At 71.2% G+C, this 16548-nt stretch carries 17 protein-coding genes; 11 read left to right on the forward strand and 6 right to left on the reverse strand.

The genetic code is table 11. The annotated features are described in order from the left end of the window. Positions 1 to 23 precede the first annotated feature (23 nt). The 5 genes from BLV39_RS38120 to BLV39_RS38140 are packed head-to-tail and all read right to left on the reverse strand — an operon-like array spanning position 24 to position 4089. The gene (locus tag BLV39_RS38120; protein ID WP_090803456.1) at positions 24 to 644 is read right to left on the reverse strand and encodes a TenA family protein; all 621 of its coding nucleotides are present in this window, start codon (positions 642 to 644) and stop codon (positions 24 to 26) included. Further along, on the reverse strand, positions 641 to 1234 hold the full coding sequence (locus tag BLV39_RS38125) for a TenA family protein (protein ID WP_090803459.1): 594 nt from the start codon (positions 1232 to 1234) through the stop codon (positions 641 to 643). The genes BLV39_RS38120 and BLV39_RS38125 overlap by 4 nt, the downstream gene beginning before the upstream one ends. A gap of 11 nt (positions 1235 to 1245) precedes the next feature. Next, positions 1246 to 1722, reverse strand: a complete 477-nt coding sequence (locus BLV39_RS38130) for a cupin domain-containing protein (RefSeq protein ID WP_090803462.1) — start codon at positions 1720 to 1722, stop codon at positions 1246 to 1248. Then, a complete protein-coding gene (locus BLV39_RS38135) occupies positions 1722 to 3155 on the reverse strand; it encodes an RNA-guided endonuclease TnpB family protein (RefSeq protein ID WP_204082968.1) in 1434 nt (477 codons plus the stop codon). Before BLV39_RS38135 ends, BLV39_RS38130 begins: the two co-directional genes overlap by 1 nt. A gap of 55 nt (positions 3156 to 3210) precedes the next feature. Next, positions 3211 to 4089, reverse strand: a complete 879-nt coding sequence (locus tag BLV39_RS38140) for a LysR family transcriptional regulator (RefSeq protein WP_090803464.1) — start codon at positions 4087 to 4089, stop codon at positions 3211 to 3213. Between the two features lie 322 nt (positions 4090 to 4411). On the opposite strand from BLV39_RS38140, the gene BLV39_RS38145 reads away from it, so the two are divergent. The 11 genes from BLV39_RS38145 to BLV39_RS38195 are packed head-to-tail and all read left to right on the forward strand — an operon-like array spanning position 4412 to position 15465. After that, entirely contained in the window at positions 4412 to 5755 is a 1344-nt protein-coding gene (locus BLV39_RS38145; RefSeq protein ID WP_090803467.1) for an NtaA/DmoA family FMN-dependent monooxygenase, read from the forward strand. An 11-nt stretch (positions 5756 to 5766) separates the two neighbouring features. Continuing rightward, positions 5767 to 7275, forward strand: a complete 1509-nt coding sequence (locus BLV39_RS38150; protein ID WP_090804084.1) for an ABC transporter substrate-binding protein — start codon at positions 5767 to 5769, stop codon at positions 7273 to 7275. Next, positions 7272 to 8240, forward strand: a complete 969-nt coding sequence (locus BLV39_RS38155; RefSeq protein WP_204082969.1) for an ABC transporter permease — start codon at positions 7272 to 7274, stop codon at positions 8238 to 8240. Before BLV39_RS38150 ends, BLV39_RS38155 begins: the two co-directional genes overlap by 4 nt. A gap of 1 nt (position 8241) precedes the next feature. Beyond that, entirely contained in the window at positions 8242 to 9093 is an 852-nt protein-coding gene (locus BLV39_RS38160) for an ABC transporter permease (protein ID WP_090803471.1), read from the forward strand. Beyond that, positions 9090 to 9896, forward strand: coding sequence for an ABC transporter ATP-binding protein (locus BLV39_RS38165; protein WP_090803473.1), 807 nt, complete (start codon positions 9090 to 9092; stop codon positions 9894 to 9896). The genes BLV39_RS38160 and BLV39_RS38165 overlap by 4 nt, the downstream gene beginning before the upstream one ends. Then, on the forward strand, positions 9886 to 10716 hold the full coding sequence (locus BLV39_RS38170) for an ABC transporter ATP-binding protein (RefSeq protein WP_090803475.1): 831 nt from the start codon (positions 9886 to 9888) through the stop codon (positions 10714 to 10716). The genes BLV39_RS38165 and BLV39_RS38170 overlap by 11 nt, the downstream gene beginning before the upstream one ends. Then, on the forward strand, positions 10713 to 12047 hold the full coding sequence (locus BLV39_RS38175; RefSeq protein ID WP_090803477.1) for an NtaA/DmoA family FMN-dependent monooxygenase: 1335 nt from the start codon (positions 10713 to 10715) through the stop codon (positions 12045 to 12047). The genes BLV39_RS38170 and BLV39_RS38175 overlap by 4 nt, the downstream gene beginning before the upstream one ends. Beyond that, complete coding sequence (locus BLV39_RS38180; protein ID WP_090803480.1) at positions 12044 to 13744, forward strand: FAD-dependent oxidoreductase; 1701 nt, start codon at positions 12044 to 12046, stop codon at positions 13742 to 13744. The genes BLV39_RS38175 and BLV39_RS38180 overlap by 4 nt, the downstream gene beginning before the upstream one ends. Then, complete coding sequence (locus BLV39_RS38185; RefSeq protein WP_176985294.1) at positions 13716 to 14468, forward strand: alpha/beta hydrolase; 753 nt, start codon at positions 13716 to 13718, stop codon at positions 14466 to 14468. Before BLV39_RS38180 ends, BLV39_RS38185 begins: the two co-directional genes overlap by 29 nt. Beyond that, on the forward strand, positions 14468 to 14962 hold the full coding sequence (locus BLV39_RS38190) for a flavin reductase family protein (protein ID WP_090803483.1): 495 nt from the start codon (positions 14468 to 14470) through the stop codon (positions 14960 to 14962). The genes BLV39_RS38185 and BLV39_RS38190 overlap by 1 nt, the downstream gene beginning before the upstream one ends. Continuing rightward, positions 14959 to 15465, forward strand: a complete 507-nt coding sequence (locus tag BLV39_RS38195; RefSeq protein ID WP_090803485.1) for an NAD(P)H-dependent oxidoreductase — start codon at positions 14959 to 14961, stop codon at positions 15463 to 15465. Before BLV39_RS38190 ends, BLV39_RS38195 begins: the two co-directional genes overlap by 4 nt. A 56-nt stretch (positions 15466 to 15521) precedes the next feature. On the opposite strand, the gene pgfA is transcribed toward BLV39_RS38195, so the two are convergent. Further along, positions 15522 to 16541, reverse strand: a complete 1020-nt coding sequence (pgfA, locus tag BLV39_RS38200; RefSeq protein ID WP_176985295.1) for a cell envelope lipid trafficking protein PgfA — start codon at positions 16539 to 16541, stop codon at positions 15522 to 15524. Positions 16542 to 16548: the final 7 nt, after the last annotated feature.

Consider the following 16548-nt stretch of genomic DNA (forward strand, 5'->3'; position numbering starts at 1 on the left):
TTCGTGGCCCGACCCGGGGTCGGTTAGTTGGTGTACGCGGCCTCGAAGAAGCCGACCTCCAGCCGCATCGCGCGGCGGTAGACGGTGGCGGTGCGGGCGTCGCCGGCCACGGCGTACGTGTCCAGCAGCCCTTCCAACGTGGCGGCAAGCTCCTCGAACGCCGGGTCGGCGTACGTGCGGATCCAGTCGCCGTAACGGTCGTCGGGTTCGCCCGCGGCCAGCGACCGGCCGAGGTGCGCGTAGAGGCGCATGCACGGCGTCAGGGCCGCGCAGGTCTGGCCGAGACTGCCGAGCGCCGCGGTCGCGAGCAGGAAGTCCGTGTACGCGAGCGTCGCCGGAAGCGGCTCGACCCGGGCCAGGTCGATGCCGAACCGGGCCGCGTAGCCCTCGTGCAGGCGAAGCTCGTCGCGCACCCCGGCCAGCAGGTCGGCGAACGCGTCGAACCCGGCCCGGTCCGGGCTGTGCGCGACGGCGAGGGCGTACGCGCGGGCGAACGACTCCAGGTAGAACGCGTCCTGTGCGACGTAGCCGGCGAACACCGGCTCAGGCAGGGTGCCGTCACCCAGCCGACGGACGAACGGATGCGCCAGGGCGGACGCGGCCAGGTCGGCGTTGTCCTCCCAGAGCGTGGTGGCCAGGCTCATGCCGCACCTCCGACCCAGAAGGCGGTCTCGGCCGCGGCGACCGCGGTGAACACGTCGTCGGCGTCGTCGGCACCGAGGGCCTGCTGCGCGGCCGACGCCAGCCCGGCGACATAGCCGGCGAAGGAAGGCGCGGTCCAGTGCTCCACGTACTCCCGGAACGCCGGCGCACCGGGGGCGGCGAACGCCCACGCGTCCAGGTACGCCCGCTCGATGGCCCACAACCCGACCAGCGCCTGCGGTACGGGCGCGGCGTCCAGCCGGTCGAGCAACTCCCGGTAGGCCAGCGTGGCCGGCCCGGGCGCGGCGGCCAGGTCCAGCCCGTGCTGCCCGGCCCGGTCCTCGAACCAGCTCAGCTCGTCGACGAGCGCGACCGCACCCGCGGCCAGCACGGCCTGGGCGGGCCGGGGCGCGCGGGCCAACAGCCGCGCCTGGAACGCCAGCAGGTCGGCGACGAAGTGGTGGTCCTGGACCAGCCACTCGGCGAACTCGGCCTGGGGAAGTGTGCCGTCGCGCACCCCGGTCAGGAACGGATGCTCGGTGGCATCCGCCCAAGCCTCGGCATGCCGACGCGGAAGATCATCTAGCTGCACAACTGGCGACTTTATCCAACGGGCGACCAGTCCAGGCCGTCGAGGTTGACGACGATCGCCTCCTGGGTGGTGCGGGCGATCACCACGACCGCCTCCGTGTCCGGATCCGGGTTCTCCTCTCGGTGCGGCACGAACGGCGGCACGAAGATGTAGTCGCCGGGGGCGGTCTGGACCCGGGTCTCCACCGGCTCGTCGCCCTCGAGTTCCAGGAAGACGAACACGGGCGTACCCGCGAGCACGAAGATGGCCGTCTCCGAGTCGCCGTGATGGTGGTTCCCGGAGTTCGTCCGCGCGGGCACATGGGTCTGACCCATCCACAGATGGGAGGCGCCGACGGTCTTGCCGCTGACCGCCTCCCGCCGGCGCATCCCGGTGGTCTGCGAGGTCTGGTCGACCAGAGCGGCCGGCGCGATCCGGTGCAGGCGCCGGTGGAACGGGTCAATTCCTTCGGGCACGAGCACCCCGCTGGGCGTACGGACGACGGTCATCAAGCGGCTGCTTCCTTTACAAACTCAGACCTATTCGAGTCTGGGCGTGGTTGGATGATTCGCTCTCCGCCGTTTATTGCCCGGCTGGAGTCCTGGATCGGCAGTCTGATCCGTTGGCGGTCGGCCCGCTCCTGCAAGATTTCCTTGACCCGCTGGTACGGGGTGTGGAGGGTGATGTCGGGATCACCACGTCTTGACATGACGTTGACCGCAGCGGCATGGTCCGCTTGCCACACGACCCCGCACGGAGTGCAGTGAAGCCGATCCCCGTTGCGTCGGGCGAAGCCCTCGCACGCGGGACAGACTTGTGACGTGTAGGCAGCATTGACCAACACGAGCGCAGAACCTCTGCGCTCCGACACGTTTCTCAAAGCCTCGGCGGTGACCCCTTTGGTCCACGCGGCAAGGCGACGGTTCGTGTTCTTCCCGAGCGACTTGCGCCCAGTGAATGTCTTCGCTAGGTCTTCAGCAACGACCACCTTCGCCTTGTCGACCACGGAATGGACCGCTGTGAAAATCTCGGTGCGGACTCGCGCCTGATGCACGGCGACCTGCCGGTCCCTCTTCACGGTCCCGAGGTTGTTCGACTTGATCCGCGTGGCCTTGGCGTGGCGGCCCTTCTCGGCGGCACTGTTCGCGATCGAGCGGAGCTTGGCCCGCCTGCGATTCCGTTCCTTTAATCGGTCCGAATCGGTGGTCAGTAGCCGTCCAAGGTCTTCGCCGTGATGTTTGCCGTCTGAGTCGGTCAATGCTTCGGTGTAGCCCTTGTCGACCCCGACTTCACGGTCACCGCACGAACGTTGCGAACTCTTCATCGCAGACGCGTCGATCTGGTAATGGACCTCGACCCGATTGCCTCGCAGGATCAACCGCAAGGTGCCGTTGGGCGCGACCGTCGTGTTCAGCGGGATGATGACCGGCCGTCGGGGCTCGAGCCCTGGGACCTTCAACCAGACGTCTCCGCCTTCGGCCAGCGTGAACGTGTCGACCTTGTCGGATCGGACGATGATCTGGTTGTGGGTGCGGTTCTTCCCGCGCTTCCACCGCCTGCGCATCTGCCTCGAGAGCCACCGATCATCGGTCCACCGATTCGACTTCAGCAGTGCGAACAGGGCACGCCGGTCGTTGGCTGGACGTTTCGCGATAGCTCGCTTGACCGGCACCTTAGCCGCTTCACGGCTCGCGCAGATGTCGTCGAAGGCGTCGCGCAGAGTCTCCTTCCACGCGTTTGCCGGCACGCCGAAGATCTGGCCAGTGCCATCACGCATCCACAGATCCCGTAGGTCGCGGTCGCTGCACCACGCCGCGGCAACCGAACCGAACGTGTGCCAGGCCAGCGACCGGACCCGACCGAGCCGCTGCGCCTGCTCGTGCAGGGCCGCGTACTTACCAGGGTTGAGCCGGGCCGAGTAAGCGATCCGGGTGACTTTCACCGGCCACCTCCGAACATTCGGCGTAACAGGCACTATATCCAACCCTGTACATAAATCACGCAACCGCCAGACCTCCCAACAGTGGTGTGGCGGCGAGCAGGCGGGTCAGCGACGCGGCGGTGGTGGCGGCGAGCCGGGCGGGCAGGCCGCGCCGGGGTGACAGGGACAGCGGCAGCGGCGGCGCGGCCGGCAGGTCCTCGCGGGCGACCAGCCCTTCGGGGCACTGACCGAGCGTAGCCATCAGACCGATGCCCAGCCCGGCCCGCACCGCCGCCTGCACGCCGGCCAGGTGCGCGGCCTCGGCACCGACCTCGGCGGCGACGCCGGACGCCGCGAGCGTCTCCAGCGCCCGGGTACGCAGCGCGCACGGGGCGTCGAACGCGGCGATCGGGATCGGTCGGCCGCGTGGTGGCCGCCGCCAGCCGGGTGCGGAGTACCAGGTGAGCTCCAGCTCGCCGACGGTCCGCGCGTCGGGCTCCTCGGCCGGGCCGATCAGCAGCGCGAGGTCGACCGTGCCATCGGCCAACTGCCCTCTGAGCTGGGCGCCGCGGTCGATCCGGAAGCGGATCCGGTAGTCGGTGATGGCGCCGGTGAGCGCGGACGCCAGCTCGGGCAGCAGTTGGGCGGCGGCGTGCTCCGTCGACCCGATGACCAGCGTCTGCTCGGCCTCCACGCCCATCTCCCGCAGGGCCTCGTCGTGCACGTGCAGGATCCGCCGCGCGTGACCGAGCAGCGCCTCGCCGTCTTCGGTGAACCGCGAGCCACGGCCGTGCCGCTCGACCAGCGGCCGGCCGAGGGTCTCCTCCAGCCGGCGCACGTGTTGGCTCACGGCGCCCTGGGTGAGGTGCAGTGAGGTCGCGGCACGCTGGAAGCCGCCGCAGTCGGCGACGGCGACGAAGCTGCGGAGTGGCACGATCCCGAGATTCCCGCTCATGCCTACCAGGTTACTAGGAATTCGATTAGCAGCGGTAATGGTTCCGCATCACATTCCGTCGTTGGACACCGCTCGCGGGGTGACACCATACTCAGCAGCATGAGCCCGCGACCCGCAGTGATGCTGATCAGTCGCCGCTGGCTCGACTACGGTCGAAGCGCCGCGACCCTCTGTCGCTAGCCCCCCGCCGGGCTGGCACCGTCGCCTGCCCCTTCGCTCTCCGCTGATCCTTGCCGCGCCCCACGGCGTACCCGCGTGCCCTGCCGCCGGTGCCGCCGCGATCCCGCGCGCCCTCTTCCGCCGCAACGAAGGGCCGAAAACCATGACTCGCAGACAACTCAAGCTCGGCGCCGTCCTCCTCGGGGTCGGCGGGCCGGGTCAGCACCGCACCTGGCTCGATCCCGAGATACCCGGTGACGCCAGCGTCGACATCCGCTGGTACATCGCCCGCGCCCAGGAGGCCGAGGCCGCCCGGTTCGACCACGTCTTCATCGTCGACAGCCAGTTCATCACCCCGGACTCGCCGCACCACTACCTCAACCGGCTCGAACCGCTCACCCTGCTGTCGGCGGTAGCCGTGCACACCAACCACATCGGACTGGTCGGCACGCTGACCACGTCCTACAACGACCCGTTCAACGTCGCGCGCCGGCTCGCCTCGCTCGACGTGATCAGCGGCGGCCGCGCCGGCTGGAACGTGGTCGCCACCGGAGACGGCGGCACCGCCGGCAACTACGGCCGTGCGGAGCACTACGACTACACGACCCGCTACGGCCGTGCGTACGAGCACGTCCGGGTGGTGCAGGGCCTCTGGGACTCCTATGAGGACGACGCCTTCCCGCGCGACAGGGACAGCGGCGTCTTCTTCGACCCGTCCCGCCAGCACGCCCTCGGCCACGTCGGTGAGCACTTCTCCGTCGTCGGGCCGCTCAACCTCCAGCGCTCGCCGCAGGGCCAGCCGGTCATCTTCCAGGCCGGCGACTCCGACGAGGGACGCGACCTCGGCGCCGGCATCGCCGAAGCGATCTTCACCCATGCGCAGACCATCGAGCAGGGCCAGGCGTTCGCCCGCGACATTCGGGCGCGGGCCGCCGCGAAGGGGCGCGACCCCGACAACGTCCTGATCGTGCCCGGGATCAGCCTCGTGCTGGCCGACACCGACGAGGCGGCCCGCGAGAAGGAGCGGCGGCTGTTGGGCGGCAAGGACTTCGACCGCGCGCTCAAGGAGCTCGGCCGCCCGTTCGGCTGGCACGACTTCACCCGCTACGACCTCGACGCGCCGTTCCCGGAGCTCGGCGACCTCGGTGACCGCAGCTTCCGTACGCAGGCGGATCGCATCAAGAAACTGGCCAGGGAAAACCGTTTCACGCTCCGCCAGGTCGTGCGGCACCTGCTGGAGGAGCGGCGCTCGCCGTTCGTGGGCTCGCCGCGCACCGTCGCGGACGAGATCCAGCGGTGGTGGGAGGCCGGCGCCTTCGACGGCGTCAACGTCACCGTCAACGCGCCGAGCGAGTTCGCCCGCTTCACCGAGGGCGTCCTGCCCATCCTGCGCGAGCGCGGCGTCGTGCGTTCCGACTACGAGTCCACCACCCTGCGCGGCAACCTCGGCCTGCCGATCCCGGAGAACGTGCACACCGCCGCCCGTCGACTCGCATCCGTTTCGTGAAAGGCCTGACGATGAAACGACGAACGCTCGCCGTCCTCGCCGCACTCACCCTGGGTCTGTCCGGTTGCGCCGGTGACGGGGGAAGCGGTGGCGCGGCCGGTGAGTCCACGCTGCGGTGGGCGGTGACGCTGCCCGCGCACTGGGACCCGGTGGTCAGCGGCAGCGGCGCGCAGTTCCGCATCCTCTCGCTGGCGTACGCGTCGCTGACCGAGATCGACGAGAACGGCAAGGCGGTGCCGAGCCTGGCCAAGAGTTGGGACTACAACGCCACGGGCGACCAGGTGACGTTCCACCTGCGGCCGGGCCTGAAGTTCAGCGACGGTGAGCCGCTGAACGCCGCCGCGGTCAAGGCTTACCTCGAGCGGGCCAAGACGCAGAAGAACTCCGCGCTCTTCGGCGACCTGACCTCGATCAAGTCGGTGACCACCGCCGGCGACCTCGACGTGGTGATCGCGCTGACGCAGGTCGACTACCAGATCCCGCTGCTGCTCGGTGAGCGCGTCGCGCAGATCACCAGCCCGAAGGCCGCGCTCGACCCGGCCAAGCTCGACCAGTCGCCGGTGGGCGCCGGCCCGTTCGTCGTCACCGAGTACGTGCCGGGCTCACACGTCTACCTGAAGAAGAACCCCGACTACTGGGACGCGGCGAACATCCACCTCGACCGGGTCGAGCTGCAGCCCGCGCCGGACGCCGCGACGATCGTCTCGGGTCTCAAGACGGGGGTGTACGACTTCGCGAACCTCGGTGCCGCGCAGGTCAAGGCGGCCGAGGGGGCCGGGCTCGACGTGGTGTTCCAGCCGGGCTACAACGCGTCGAACATCAGCATCAACGTCAACAAGGAGCCATTCACCAACCCGAAGGTCGTCGACGCCGTCCGGTACGCGACCAACCGGCAGGAGTACGTCGACAAGGTCACGTTCGGCACCGGCAAGGCCACGGACCAGCCGTTCCCGCCGGGCTACGTCGCCTACGACGACCAGTCGGCCAACGCCTATCCCTACGACCCATCGCGAGCGAAGGCGTTGCTGGCCGAGGCCGGCTTCGCGCCCGGGCAGATCAAGCTCGACCTGGTGATCGCCGGCGCCATCTACGCGACCGCTTCGGAGATCGTGCAGTCGCAGCTCAAGGCCGTCGGGATCGACGTGACCATCAAGGTCGACCCGAACTGGGAGAAGCCCTTCTTCGCCAAGGACCTCACGCTCTCCCTCTACGGCACCACCGGTCGTGAGTCGCCGGTGCAGACCCTGACTGCCCACTTCGGACCCAACGGACCGCTCAACCTCAGCACGCCGTACCAGCCGGCCGGGTTCGAGGCGGCCGTCGCCGCGGCCCGGAGCACGCCGCTGGACTCGCCGGACTACGCCAAGAACCTCCAGGCGGCCACCCGGGCCGGGCTGGAGAGCCGGGCGCTGGTGTTCACCTACTCGCAGCCGAACATCTTCGTGAAGACCGGCAAGGTCTCCGACATCACGCCGATCCCGGGCCAGATCCACTGGGCCGGACTGAAGGTCGAGCCGTGAGCAGGCTCCTGCGGGGCACGCTGCGCTTCCTCGGCCGGTCGGTCGCGATCTTCGTGCCGGTCTTCCTGGTGGCGACGTTCGTGACGTTCGCGCTGCGGGCGCTCAGCGGGCTCAGCCCGGCCAACCTCCAGCTCGGCGATTCGGCCACCCCCGAGGCCATCGCGGCCATCGAGCACCAGTGGGGCCTGGACCGCCCGTTCCTGACCCAGTACTTCGACTGGTTCGGCGACGTGCTGCACGGCGACCTGGGCACGAGCTGGTACAACGGCGCGGACATCTCCCGGCTGCTGGTCGAGGGCGCGGTGATCAGCCTGTCCGTGGCCGGGCTGGCGCTGCTGATCGGCGTGGTGTTCGGGTTCGGCTTCGGCGTGCTCGCCGCGCTGCGCCGCACGACCGGGGTCGACCGGGCGATCACCGGATTCATGACGTTCATCTCGGTGATGCCCTCGTTCGTGGTCGGCATCGCGCTGGTCGGGGTCTTCGCGGTCGGGCTCGGCTGGTTTCCGTCCGCCGGTTACGCGTCCACCGAAAAAGGCCTCGGCGTCTGGCTGGCACACATCACGTTGCCGGCCATCGCGCTCAGCTTCGACACCATCTCCGACGTCGCCCGGCAGCTCCGGGCCGGCCTCGTCGCGGCGTACCGGGAGAACTACGTGACCGGCGCCGTCGTACGCGGCCTCGGTCCGCACCGGATCTTCTTCCGGCACGTGCTGCGCAACGGGATCGGGCCCGCGCTGGCCGTCCTTGGCCTCAAGTTCCCGAACCTGCTCGGCGGCGCGGTCGTCACCGAGGCGATCTTCGGCATGCCGGGCTTCGGCCAGTTCGCCGCCGGCTCCGCCCAGCGTGGCGACGTCCCCGCAGTGCAGGGCGTGCTGGTCGTCTCGATCGTCCTCGTCGTCGTGTTCAACCTGCTGGTCAACCTCGTGCTGACGCGGGTGGCACCGGCCTCGGCGAGAGGGGTGTGACGTGGTCCTGCGCCTGGCCTCCGGCCGCATCGCGGTGGGCATCCTCGGCGTGATCGCGCTCCTGGCGGTCCTGGGGCCGATCATCGCGCCGCACGACCCGTTGGAGGGCGGCACCGACATCCTCGCCTCACCGTCGGCGGCGCACTGGCTCGGCACCGACTACCTCGGCCGCGACGTGCTCAGCCGGCTGCTCGACGGCTCCCGGGTCAGTGTGCTCGGCGCCGTGCAGGTCGCGCTGATCGCCCTGGTGGTCGGGGTGGTGCCCGGCATCCTCTCGGTCTACCTGGGCCGCCCGTTCGAGTGGGTGACGCTGCGGCTGGCCGACACCCTGATCGCCCTGCCGTTCCTGGTGTTCGCCGTCGCGGTGACCGCCCTGCTCGGCAACGGCATCCCGCAGGCCATGTTCGTGGTCGGCATCATGGTCTCCCCGCTGTTCTACCGGGTGGCCCGGGCCGCGACGCTGTCGGTGGCCCGATCGCCCTATGTGGAGGCCGCGATCCTGGCCGGCGCCTCGGTCGGCTGGGTGGTCCGCAAACACGTCTGGGTCAAGGTGCTGCCACCCATCGCGGTCGCGCTGGCCAACACGACCGGCGTCGGCTTCGTGGTGGTCTCCAGCCTGACGTTCCTCGGCATCGGCGTGCAGCCGCCGGCGCCGACCTGGGGCGGTGTGCTCGCCGCGGACCTCGGCTACCTCAGCTTCCAGCCGTGGGCGCCACTCGCGCCGACCGCGTTGATCATGGCGACGGTCTGGGCCTGCAACCTGCTCGCGGACGCCATCCGTGACGTCACCGGCGAGGCCGGCCGGGCGCTGCTGAACACCCGAACAGTCCACGCGGCCAAGGAGGCACGATGACGCTGCTGTCACTGCGCGACGTCCGGATCCACGACGGAGTCGGTGACCGCGACGTCGTACACGGGATCTCGTTCGAGCTCGCCCCGGGTGCGGCGGTCGGGATCGTGGGGGAGTCCGGCAGCGGCAAGACGCTGACCTGCCGGGCGGTCCTGGGCATCCTGCCGGAGCACTTCACGGTGGCCGGCGGCACGGTTTCGCTGGAGGGTCGCGACCTGGCCGGCCTGAGCGCCAACGAGTGGACGGCGCTGCGGGGCTCCACGGTCGCCGCGGTGTTCCAGGACCCGGCGTCCTACCTCAACCCGTCGCTCAAGGTCGGCAACCAGATCGCCGAGGTCGTACGCGTCAAGACGGGCCTGGGGCGCCGAGCCGCCAAGGACCGGGCTCTCGAACTGCTGGACTCCGTGCGCCTGCCCGCCCGCGTGTACGGGCTTTACCCCCACGAGCTGTCCGGCGGGATGCTCCAGCGGGTGCTGATCGCCACGGCGATCGCGGCGGACCCGCGGGTGCTGATCGCCGACGAGGCGACCACCGCCCTCGACGTCACCGTGCAGGCCGAGATCCTGGACCTGCTGGCCGACCTGCGCGACCGCACCGGGCTGGCGCTGGTCGTCGTCTCGCACGACCTGGCGGTGGTCGCCCAGCTCTGCGACGAGGTGCTGGTGCTGCGGGCCGGCGAGACGGTCGAGCAGGGCCCGGTGGAGCAGATCCTCTACGAGCCGCGACACGAGTACACCCGCCTGCTGATCGCCGAACATGCGCGGTACGGGCTCGACCGGGTGCTGGAGCTCGAACATGTCGCCTGAACCCGTCCTCGCGGTCACCGACCTGCACGTCCACTACCGCCGCGTGCACGCCCTGCGCGGCGCCGACCTGACCGTGGCACCCGGCGAGACCGTCGGCGTCATCGGTGAGACCGGCTCCGGCAAATCGACGCTGGCCCGGGCGATCGTCGGCCTGGTCCGCCCGTCGGCGGGCCGGATCACCATCGCCGGCCAGGAGGTGGCCGGGCTGCGCGGTGGCGGCTGGCGGGCACTGCGCCGCCGCGGCGTCGTCCAGTACGTGTTCCAGGACCCGCTGCGCAGCCTCGACCCCGACCTGACCGTCGAGGAGTCGCTGCTCGAACCGCTGCTGATCCAGGGCCGGCCGCGCCGGGCGGCCGCCGAGCGGGTCCGCGAGCTGCTCGAGCGGGTCCGGCTCGACGAGGACCTGCTGGGCCGGCTGCCGGGCGAGCTGTCCGGTGGGCAACGCCAGCGGGTGACCATCGCCCGCGCCCTGGCCACCGAACCGCGGCTCGTCATCCTCGACGAACCGGTCAGCGCCCTCGACGCGGCCAACCGGGTGCGGGCGCTGGAGTTCTTCCAGGAGCTGCGCGACGCCGGCACCGCGCTCGTGTTCATCTCGCACGACCTCGGCTCGGTCGCCGGGGTCGCCGACCGCATCGCCGTGCTCTTCCAGGGCGAGATCGTCGAGGAGGGCCCGACCCGCGAGGTCGTCAACGCGCCCCGGCACGCCTACACCCGCCTGCTCATCGGCTCCGCGCCCACGCTGCGGTCGGCCCGGGTCGCCCGCGCCGAGCGGGAGGAGCTGCGCGAACTGCTACGCACCAACGGAGGACCAGCATGACCCGTCAGATCCGGCTCGCCCTGCGCGCGTACGGGGTCGGTGGCCCCGGGCAGCACAGCCTGTGGAAGGACCCGCGCGTCCCGAAGAACGCGAGCATCGACATCGACTGGTACATCGCGCAGGCCAAGGCCGCCGAGCACGCCAAGTTCGACGCACTGTTCATCGTGGACAGCCAGTTCATCAACGAGACCTACCCGCCGCATTACCTCAACCGGCTGGAGCCGCTCACGCTGCTCTCGGCTGTCGCCGTCCATACTCGACACATCGGACTGGTGGGCACGCTCAGCTCCACCTACAACTCGCCGTTCAACGTGGCCCGGCGGTTCGCCTCGCTCGACCACATCAGCCGCGGCCGTTCCGGGTGGAACGTGGTCACCAGCCTGGACTCCGGGACGTCCCGCAACTACGGGCTCGATGAGCACCTCGACTACGCGACCCGCTACGGGCGGGCCCTCGAGCACGTCACCGTGGTGCGGGGGCTGTGGGACTCGTACGAGGACGACGCGTTCCCGGCCGACGTCGCGCGGGACGTCTTCCTCGACCCGGCCAAGCTGCACGCCCTGGACTACGTCGGCGAGCACTTCCGGGTGGCCGGGCCGCTGAACCTCTCGCGCTCGCCGCAGGGCCAGCCGGTGATCTTCCAGGCCGGCGTCTCCGAGGAGGGCCGCAACCTGGCCGCGCACGTCGCCGAGGGGATCTACGCTCCGGGCGGCTCGCTGGAGCAGACCCGCGACTACTACGCCGACATCAAGCGGCGCACCGCCGCCGTCGGGCGGGACCCCGACCACGTGCTCGTCTTCCTCGGTGCCGCGCCGGTGATCGCCGGCACCGACGCCGAGGCACACCGGCTGTCCCGCGAGATCTTCGACGCGGACAACGACTTCCCGCGCAAGCTGGCCGCGTTCGGGCGCGCGTTCGGTGCGTACGACTTCGCCCAGCACGACCTCGACGCGCCGTTCCCGGACGTCGCCGACCTGGCCGAGCGCGGCGGCCGCACCCGCGGCGCGGAGGTCGTCCGCCGGGCGCGCGAGGAGAAGCTGACGCTGCGCGAGACGGTGCTGGCCTTCACCGACTACTCGCCCTCGCCGTTCACCGGCGACCCGTGGACCGTCGCGGACACCATCGAGAGCTGGTTCGCCGCCGGCACGTTCGACGGGCTCAACCTCGGCTTCCGTACCCACGAGGACCTGGACCGGTTCGTCGCCGACGTCGTGCCGATCCTCCAGGCGCGCGGCCTGTTCCGCACCGACTACGAGGCCGACACCCTGCGCGGCAACCTGGGACTGCCGATCCCGGAGAACCGCTGGACGACCGCGGAGGCGGTCCGATGACCGACGTGGTGTTCCCGGCCGGGTCGCCGCCGGCCACGGTCGACGTGCTCGTCGTCGGTGCCGGGCCGGTCGGGCTGTCCGCGGCGGTCGAGCTTGCCAACCGCGGCGTCGACGTCGCCGTTGTCGACCAGGGCACGTCGGCCGCCCTCGTGCGGGCCGGCGCGATGGGCCACAGCCCGCGGGTGGTCGAGCATTTCCGCCGCTGGGGTGTGTTGCAACGGGTCCGGGACGCCTGGACGTTCCCACCCGAGTGGAACCACGGCATCCGGGTGGCCACCTCACTGGTCGGCCACGACCTGGTGCCCCGGCCACCGCGCGGCTTCACCGACCCGGGCGCCCGGCGGCACTCGCTGGCCGCACCGATCCGCCGGCCGCAGACGGCGTTGCAGCACGCGTTCCTGGGCCACCTCGCGGACCGCGGCGTGACCGTCGCGGGCGGGTGGCGCGTCGACTCGTTGCGCGACACCGGTGACGCCGTGCGGACCACGGTGGTCGGCGCGGACACGGCACGGACGATCCGGTCCCGCTACGTGATCGGTGCGGATGGCGGGCGCAGCACGGTGCGGCGCCTGGCCGGGATCAGCCGGGCCGGTGACTACGCCGACGAGAAGATGTTCCGGCTGGTCGTGCGAGCCGGTGCTGGCTACGAGCGGGCCGGGCCGGCGCCTAGCGGCGCCAACATCGTGTTCAACGACCAGGCCTCGGGGTTCCTGGCGGCGATCAGCCCGACCGAGTGGCGGGTCTACGCCGGCCCCTACGCGCTCGACGCGGAGCCGGCCGAGGCCGAGCTGTTGGCGGTCGCCAAGGCCGCCTTCGGCTTCGACCTGGAACTGGAGCTCGCGTCGTCGACCACGTACTACCAGGCGACCCGGATCGCGCGGACGTTCCGCTCCGGACGGGTGCTGCTGGCCGGCGACGCGGCCCACGTGCGTACCCCCGGCGGCAACCTCGGCGAGGGCTTCGGCGACGTGGTGAACCTCGGCTGGAAGCTCGCCGCGGTGCTCGCCGGCCACGGCTCGGAGGCGCTGCTGGACTCCTACGACGAGGAGCGGCGACCGCACAACTGGCGGGTCGCCGACCACGCGCTCGACCGGGCACGTCGCGGCCGTGAGCGGCTGGCCGCCGTCCGGGCGATCGGCGTGCCCGACGACGCCGACCTGTCGGACGTGGCCGAGGAGCGCCGCGACCGGATCCGGGAGTTGCTGGCCGGCGAGGGCTTCGAGGCGCCGGGCGTGCTGTTCGACGAGCGCTACGACGCCTCGACCGCGCTCTGGTACGAGGACGAGCAGCACGCCTCCGAACCGGCGTGGGCGGCCGACACCTATGTGGACGATCCGCGGCCCGGCCACCGCGCCCCCGACGGTTACGTCGACCCGTGGGGCGACACGCTCTACGACCGGATCGGCAACGACTTCGCGCTGCTGGTGCTCGGCGGCGACGGCACCGTGGCGCGCGCGTTCGTCGCCGCGGCCGCCCGTCGGGCGCTGCCGTTCACCGTGGTGCACCTGCTGAACCCGGGCGTTCGCGCGCTCTACGGCGCGGACACCGTGCTGGTCCGGCCCGACCAGCACGTCGCCTGGCGCGGCGGAGCGCTGCCCGCCGGCGGCGCCGCGGCGGTGCTCGACCGCGTCCTCGGCCAACCCACTCCGTCCTCAGAAGGGATCCGGCATGACCTCTCCCAGCCCGCCGCCGTCTGAACGCGACTTCACCGCCCCGCCCGGGCTGCGTACCCGGGGCACCGTGGTCGTCGTCGCCGGGCGCGGCGAGACACCCGACAGCTACGCGCGCTTCGGTGCCCGGCTGGCCGCCGACGCCTACCGGGTCCGCGTCCTGCCCGCGCCCGACCTCGACCCGGCCGACCTGCCGGCCTTCGTCGCCTCGTTGAGCGCGGCGATCGACGGCATCGCCGACCGGGTCGGCCCGCTCGTCCTGGTCGGCGCCGACACCGGCGCCGTCGCCGTGGGTGCGGCGGTGGCGGCGCTGCAGCCGGACGGCGTCGTCCTCGCCGGGCTGCCCGGCTACGACACCCACCGCGTGCTGGGCTGGGACGAGGAACTGGACGCCCGCACCCATTGCCCGGTGCACCGCGGCGTGCTCACCGGCGACACGGCCGTCCGGCCCGGCGGGCTGGCCACGCCGGTGCCGGCCGGGCTGCTCGACGCCGCGTACGGCAGCACCGCCGAACCGCCGCACCTGCTGCTGGTCGGCGACGCCGACCCACTGGCCGACCGGGCGGCGCTGGGCCGGCTGGCCAAGGCACTCCCGTCGGTGCGGCTGTCCGTGGTCCGGGGCGCGCACCACGACGTGCTCAACGACCTGTCGCACCGGTCGGTGGCCGCGCACGTCGTCACGTTCCTGGAGGCGCTGCGCGGCACACCGCCGCTCGCGCCGGTCGTCGAGACGGAAACGGGTACCTGGTGATGGAGCAGACAATCCTTGGTCCGGAGTCGTTCCGGACGTTGCTGCGCCGGCACGCCGCCACGGTCACGGTGGTCACCGCGCCGGGTGCGCCACCGGTCGGCTTCACCGCGACGTCGTTCACGTCGGTGTCGCTGCGTCCGCCGCTGGTCTCGTTCTGCCTTGACCGTGGCTCGTCGAGCTGGCCGACGTTGGCGGACGCGTCGCACGTGGGCGTGCACCTGCTGGGCGAGGACCAGCAGGAGATCGCCCGGACGTTCGCGACGAGCGGCATCGACCGCTTCGCCGCGCACACCGACTGGCGCCTGGGGCCGCACGGGGTGCCGCTGCTGACCTCGCCGGTGGCGTGGCTGCTGTGCCGGGTGACCGAGCGGGTCACCGCCGGCGACCACGCGATCGTGCTGGCCGAGCCGGTCGACGGCCAACACGACGAGAGCGGCCGGCCGCTGGTCTACCACATGGGCGGCTACGGTTCGATCGCACGGGAGGCGGCATGACGACCGTGGTGACCCTGGTCGGCAATCCACGGTCCGGGTCGCGAACCCGTGCGCTGGCCGACGGGGTGGTGGCGGAGTTGTCGGCCCGGGCGGCTTTCGACGAGCCGCACGTGCTGGAGCTCAGCGAGCTTGTGGGTGTCACGTTCTCTGCCGAGCCGGCGGTGGCGGCGGCACCGGTCGCCGATCCGTTCGCGGTGGTCCGGTCCGCGCGGCTGTTGGTGGTGGCGACCCCGACGTACAAGGGCACGTACACGGGGCTGTTGAAGGTTTTCCTGGACCGCTTCGGTCATCGGGAGCTGGCCGGTGCGGTCGCGGTGCCGGTCGCCATCGCCGCGTCGGAGGCCCATCGGCAGTCGGTCGGCGCGACGCTGACCGACCTGTTGGTCGAGCTCGGCGCGACGGTCCCGGCGCCGCCGTTGGCGGTCCTCGAACCGGACGTGGCGGACGCGGCTGCCATGTGGGCGACCGCGCACGCCGACGCGGTGCTGGCGGCGTTGAAATGAAACGCGAACGGCGGCGGAGCCAGTGTTGGCTCCGCCGCCGTCGGTCGCGATAGTGCTTAGGAATCCTTGAGGTGTCGGCCCGCGCCGACCTCCTCCGGCTCCGGAGCCGGGGCAACCGCCTTGGCGGCCGGGCGCCGCCGGAGCAGCAGCAGGCCGCCGCCGATCAGGAGCACGCCGAGCAGCAGCAGGACCAGCGGGCCCCACAGCTTGACCAGCATCAGGAGCTGCCGGTTGCTCGACGCCGTGTCGGCGCTCTTCTTGATGGTGTCGTCGGTGTACGTGAAGGTCGCGTCAAGGATCGTCACGGACACGCCGTTGTTGGCCAGCAGGTTCTTGTGCTGGACCTCCTGGACCTTGATGAACTGCCCGGTCGTCGGCTCGACCCACACCGTGCGGGTGTTGTCGTAGACGATCTCGCCCGAGGTCGCGCCCGGGGCGAGCGCGCCCACCAGCACCGACATCCGGTCGGCCGGCACCTGCTGCCGGCCCTCGCGGATCTCCTGGGTGAACTGGTAGGTCTCCAGGCCCGCGATCTCTTCGGTCTTGACGAACTTGGCGGGCTGCGTGGCCAGCACGTCACGGTCGAAGATCTGGTAGTCCTTCTTCTCCGTGCCGAACGGGAACTTGTAGATCTGGCCCGAGTAGTCGACGTCCTCGCGGTTGCCGCCCGTGTCGAGCCACTGCCCGTCCCACTTCTGCGCCGCCGCGGTCTTGCGGTCGACGGCCAGCGAGGTGCTGTAGGCGCTGACCCGTTCGTTGTTGTCGGTGCGCACCACGTCCTGGCCGACCAGCCACACCGCGGCCGAGCCGTCGAGGTCACCGGTCAGCCCGGCGGTCGCCTTCCGGTCGGCCTGGACCCGGATCGTCGAGCGCAAGGTGCCCGTGTTGACCGCCACCTGGCCGTTGGTGATCTGCATGAAGGTGGCGTTGGGCGCCTCGGCTATCGACTGCGTCGGCTCAAGGTCGTAGGGGAGCTGGGCCGCTCGCGGGCCGACCACGAAAGCCAGCCCGGCGGCGAAGACCACGGCTACCACGCCGACGCCGAAGAGCACGGCACTGACCGCGCGGGACGTCATGGGGTGC

This window comes from Asanoa ishikariensis (assembly GCF_900107455.1).
GTDB lineage: Bacteria > Actinomycetota > Actinomycetes > Mycobacteriales > Micromonosporaceae > Asanoa > Asanoa ishikariensis.

Bases quoted from the DNA above. Each gene is read 5' to 3' on its own strand.
- BLV39_RS38165 (WP_090803473.1), top strand. From the start codon at position 9,090: ATGACGCTGCTGTCACTGCGCGACGTCCGGATCCACGACGGAGTCGGT.
- BLV39_RS38195 (WP_090803485.1), top strand. From the start codon at position 14,959: ATGACGACCGTGGTGACCCTGGTCGGCAATCCACGGTCCGGGTCGCGA.
- BLV39_RS38130 (WP_090803462.1), bottom strand. From the start codon at position 1,722: ATGACCGTCGTCCGTACGCCCAGCGGGGTGCTCGTGCCCGAAGGAATT.
- BLV39_RS38170 (WP_090803475.1), top strand. From the start codon at position 9,886: ATGTCGCCTGAACCCGTCCTCGCGGTCACCGACCTGCACGTCCACTAC.
- pgfA (WP_176985295.1), bottom strand. From the start codon at position 16,541: ATGACGTCCCGCGCGGTCAGTGCCGTGCTCTTCGGCGTCGGCGTGGTA.
- BLV39_RS38185 (WP_176985294.1), top strand. From the start codon at position 13,716: ATGACCTCTCCCAGCCCGCCGCCGTCTGAACGCGACTTCACCGCCCCG.
- BLV39_RS38145 (WP_090803467.1), top strand. From the start codon at position 4,412: ATGACTCGCAGACAACTCAAGCTCGGCGCCGTCCTCCTCGGGGTCGGC.
- BLV39_RS38190 (WP_090803483.1), top strand. From the start codon at position 14,468: ATGGAGCAGACAATCCTTGGTCCGGAGTCGTTCCGGACGTTGCTGCGC.
- BLV39_RS38150 (WP_090804084.1), top strand. From the start codon at position 5,767: ATGAAACGACGAACGCTCGCCGTCCTCGCCGCACTCACCCTGGGTCTG.
- BLV39_RS38175 (WP_090803477.1), top strand. From the start codon at position 10,713: ATGACCCGTCAGATCCGGCTCGCCCTGCGCGCGTACGGGGTCGGTGGC.
- BLV39_RS38180 (WP_090803480.1), top strand. From the start codon at position 12,044: ATGACCGACGTGGTGTTCCCGGCCGGGTCGCCGCCGGCCACGGTCGAC.
- BLV39_RS38120 (WP_090803456.1), bottom strand. From the start codon at position 644: ATGAGCCTGGCCACCACGCTCTGGGAGGACAACGCCGACCTGGCCGCG.
- BLV39_RS38140 (WP_090803464.1), bottom strand. From the start codon at position 4,089: ATGAGCGGGAATCTCGGGATCGTGCCACTCCGCAGCTTCGTCGCCGTC.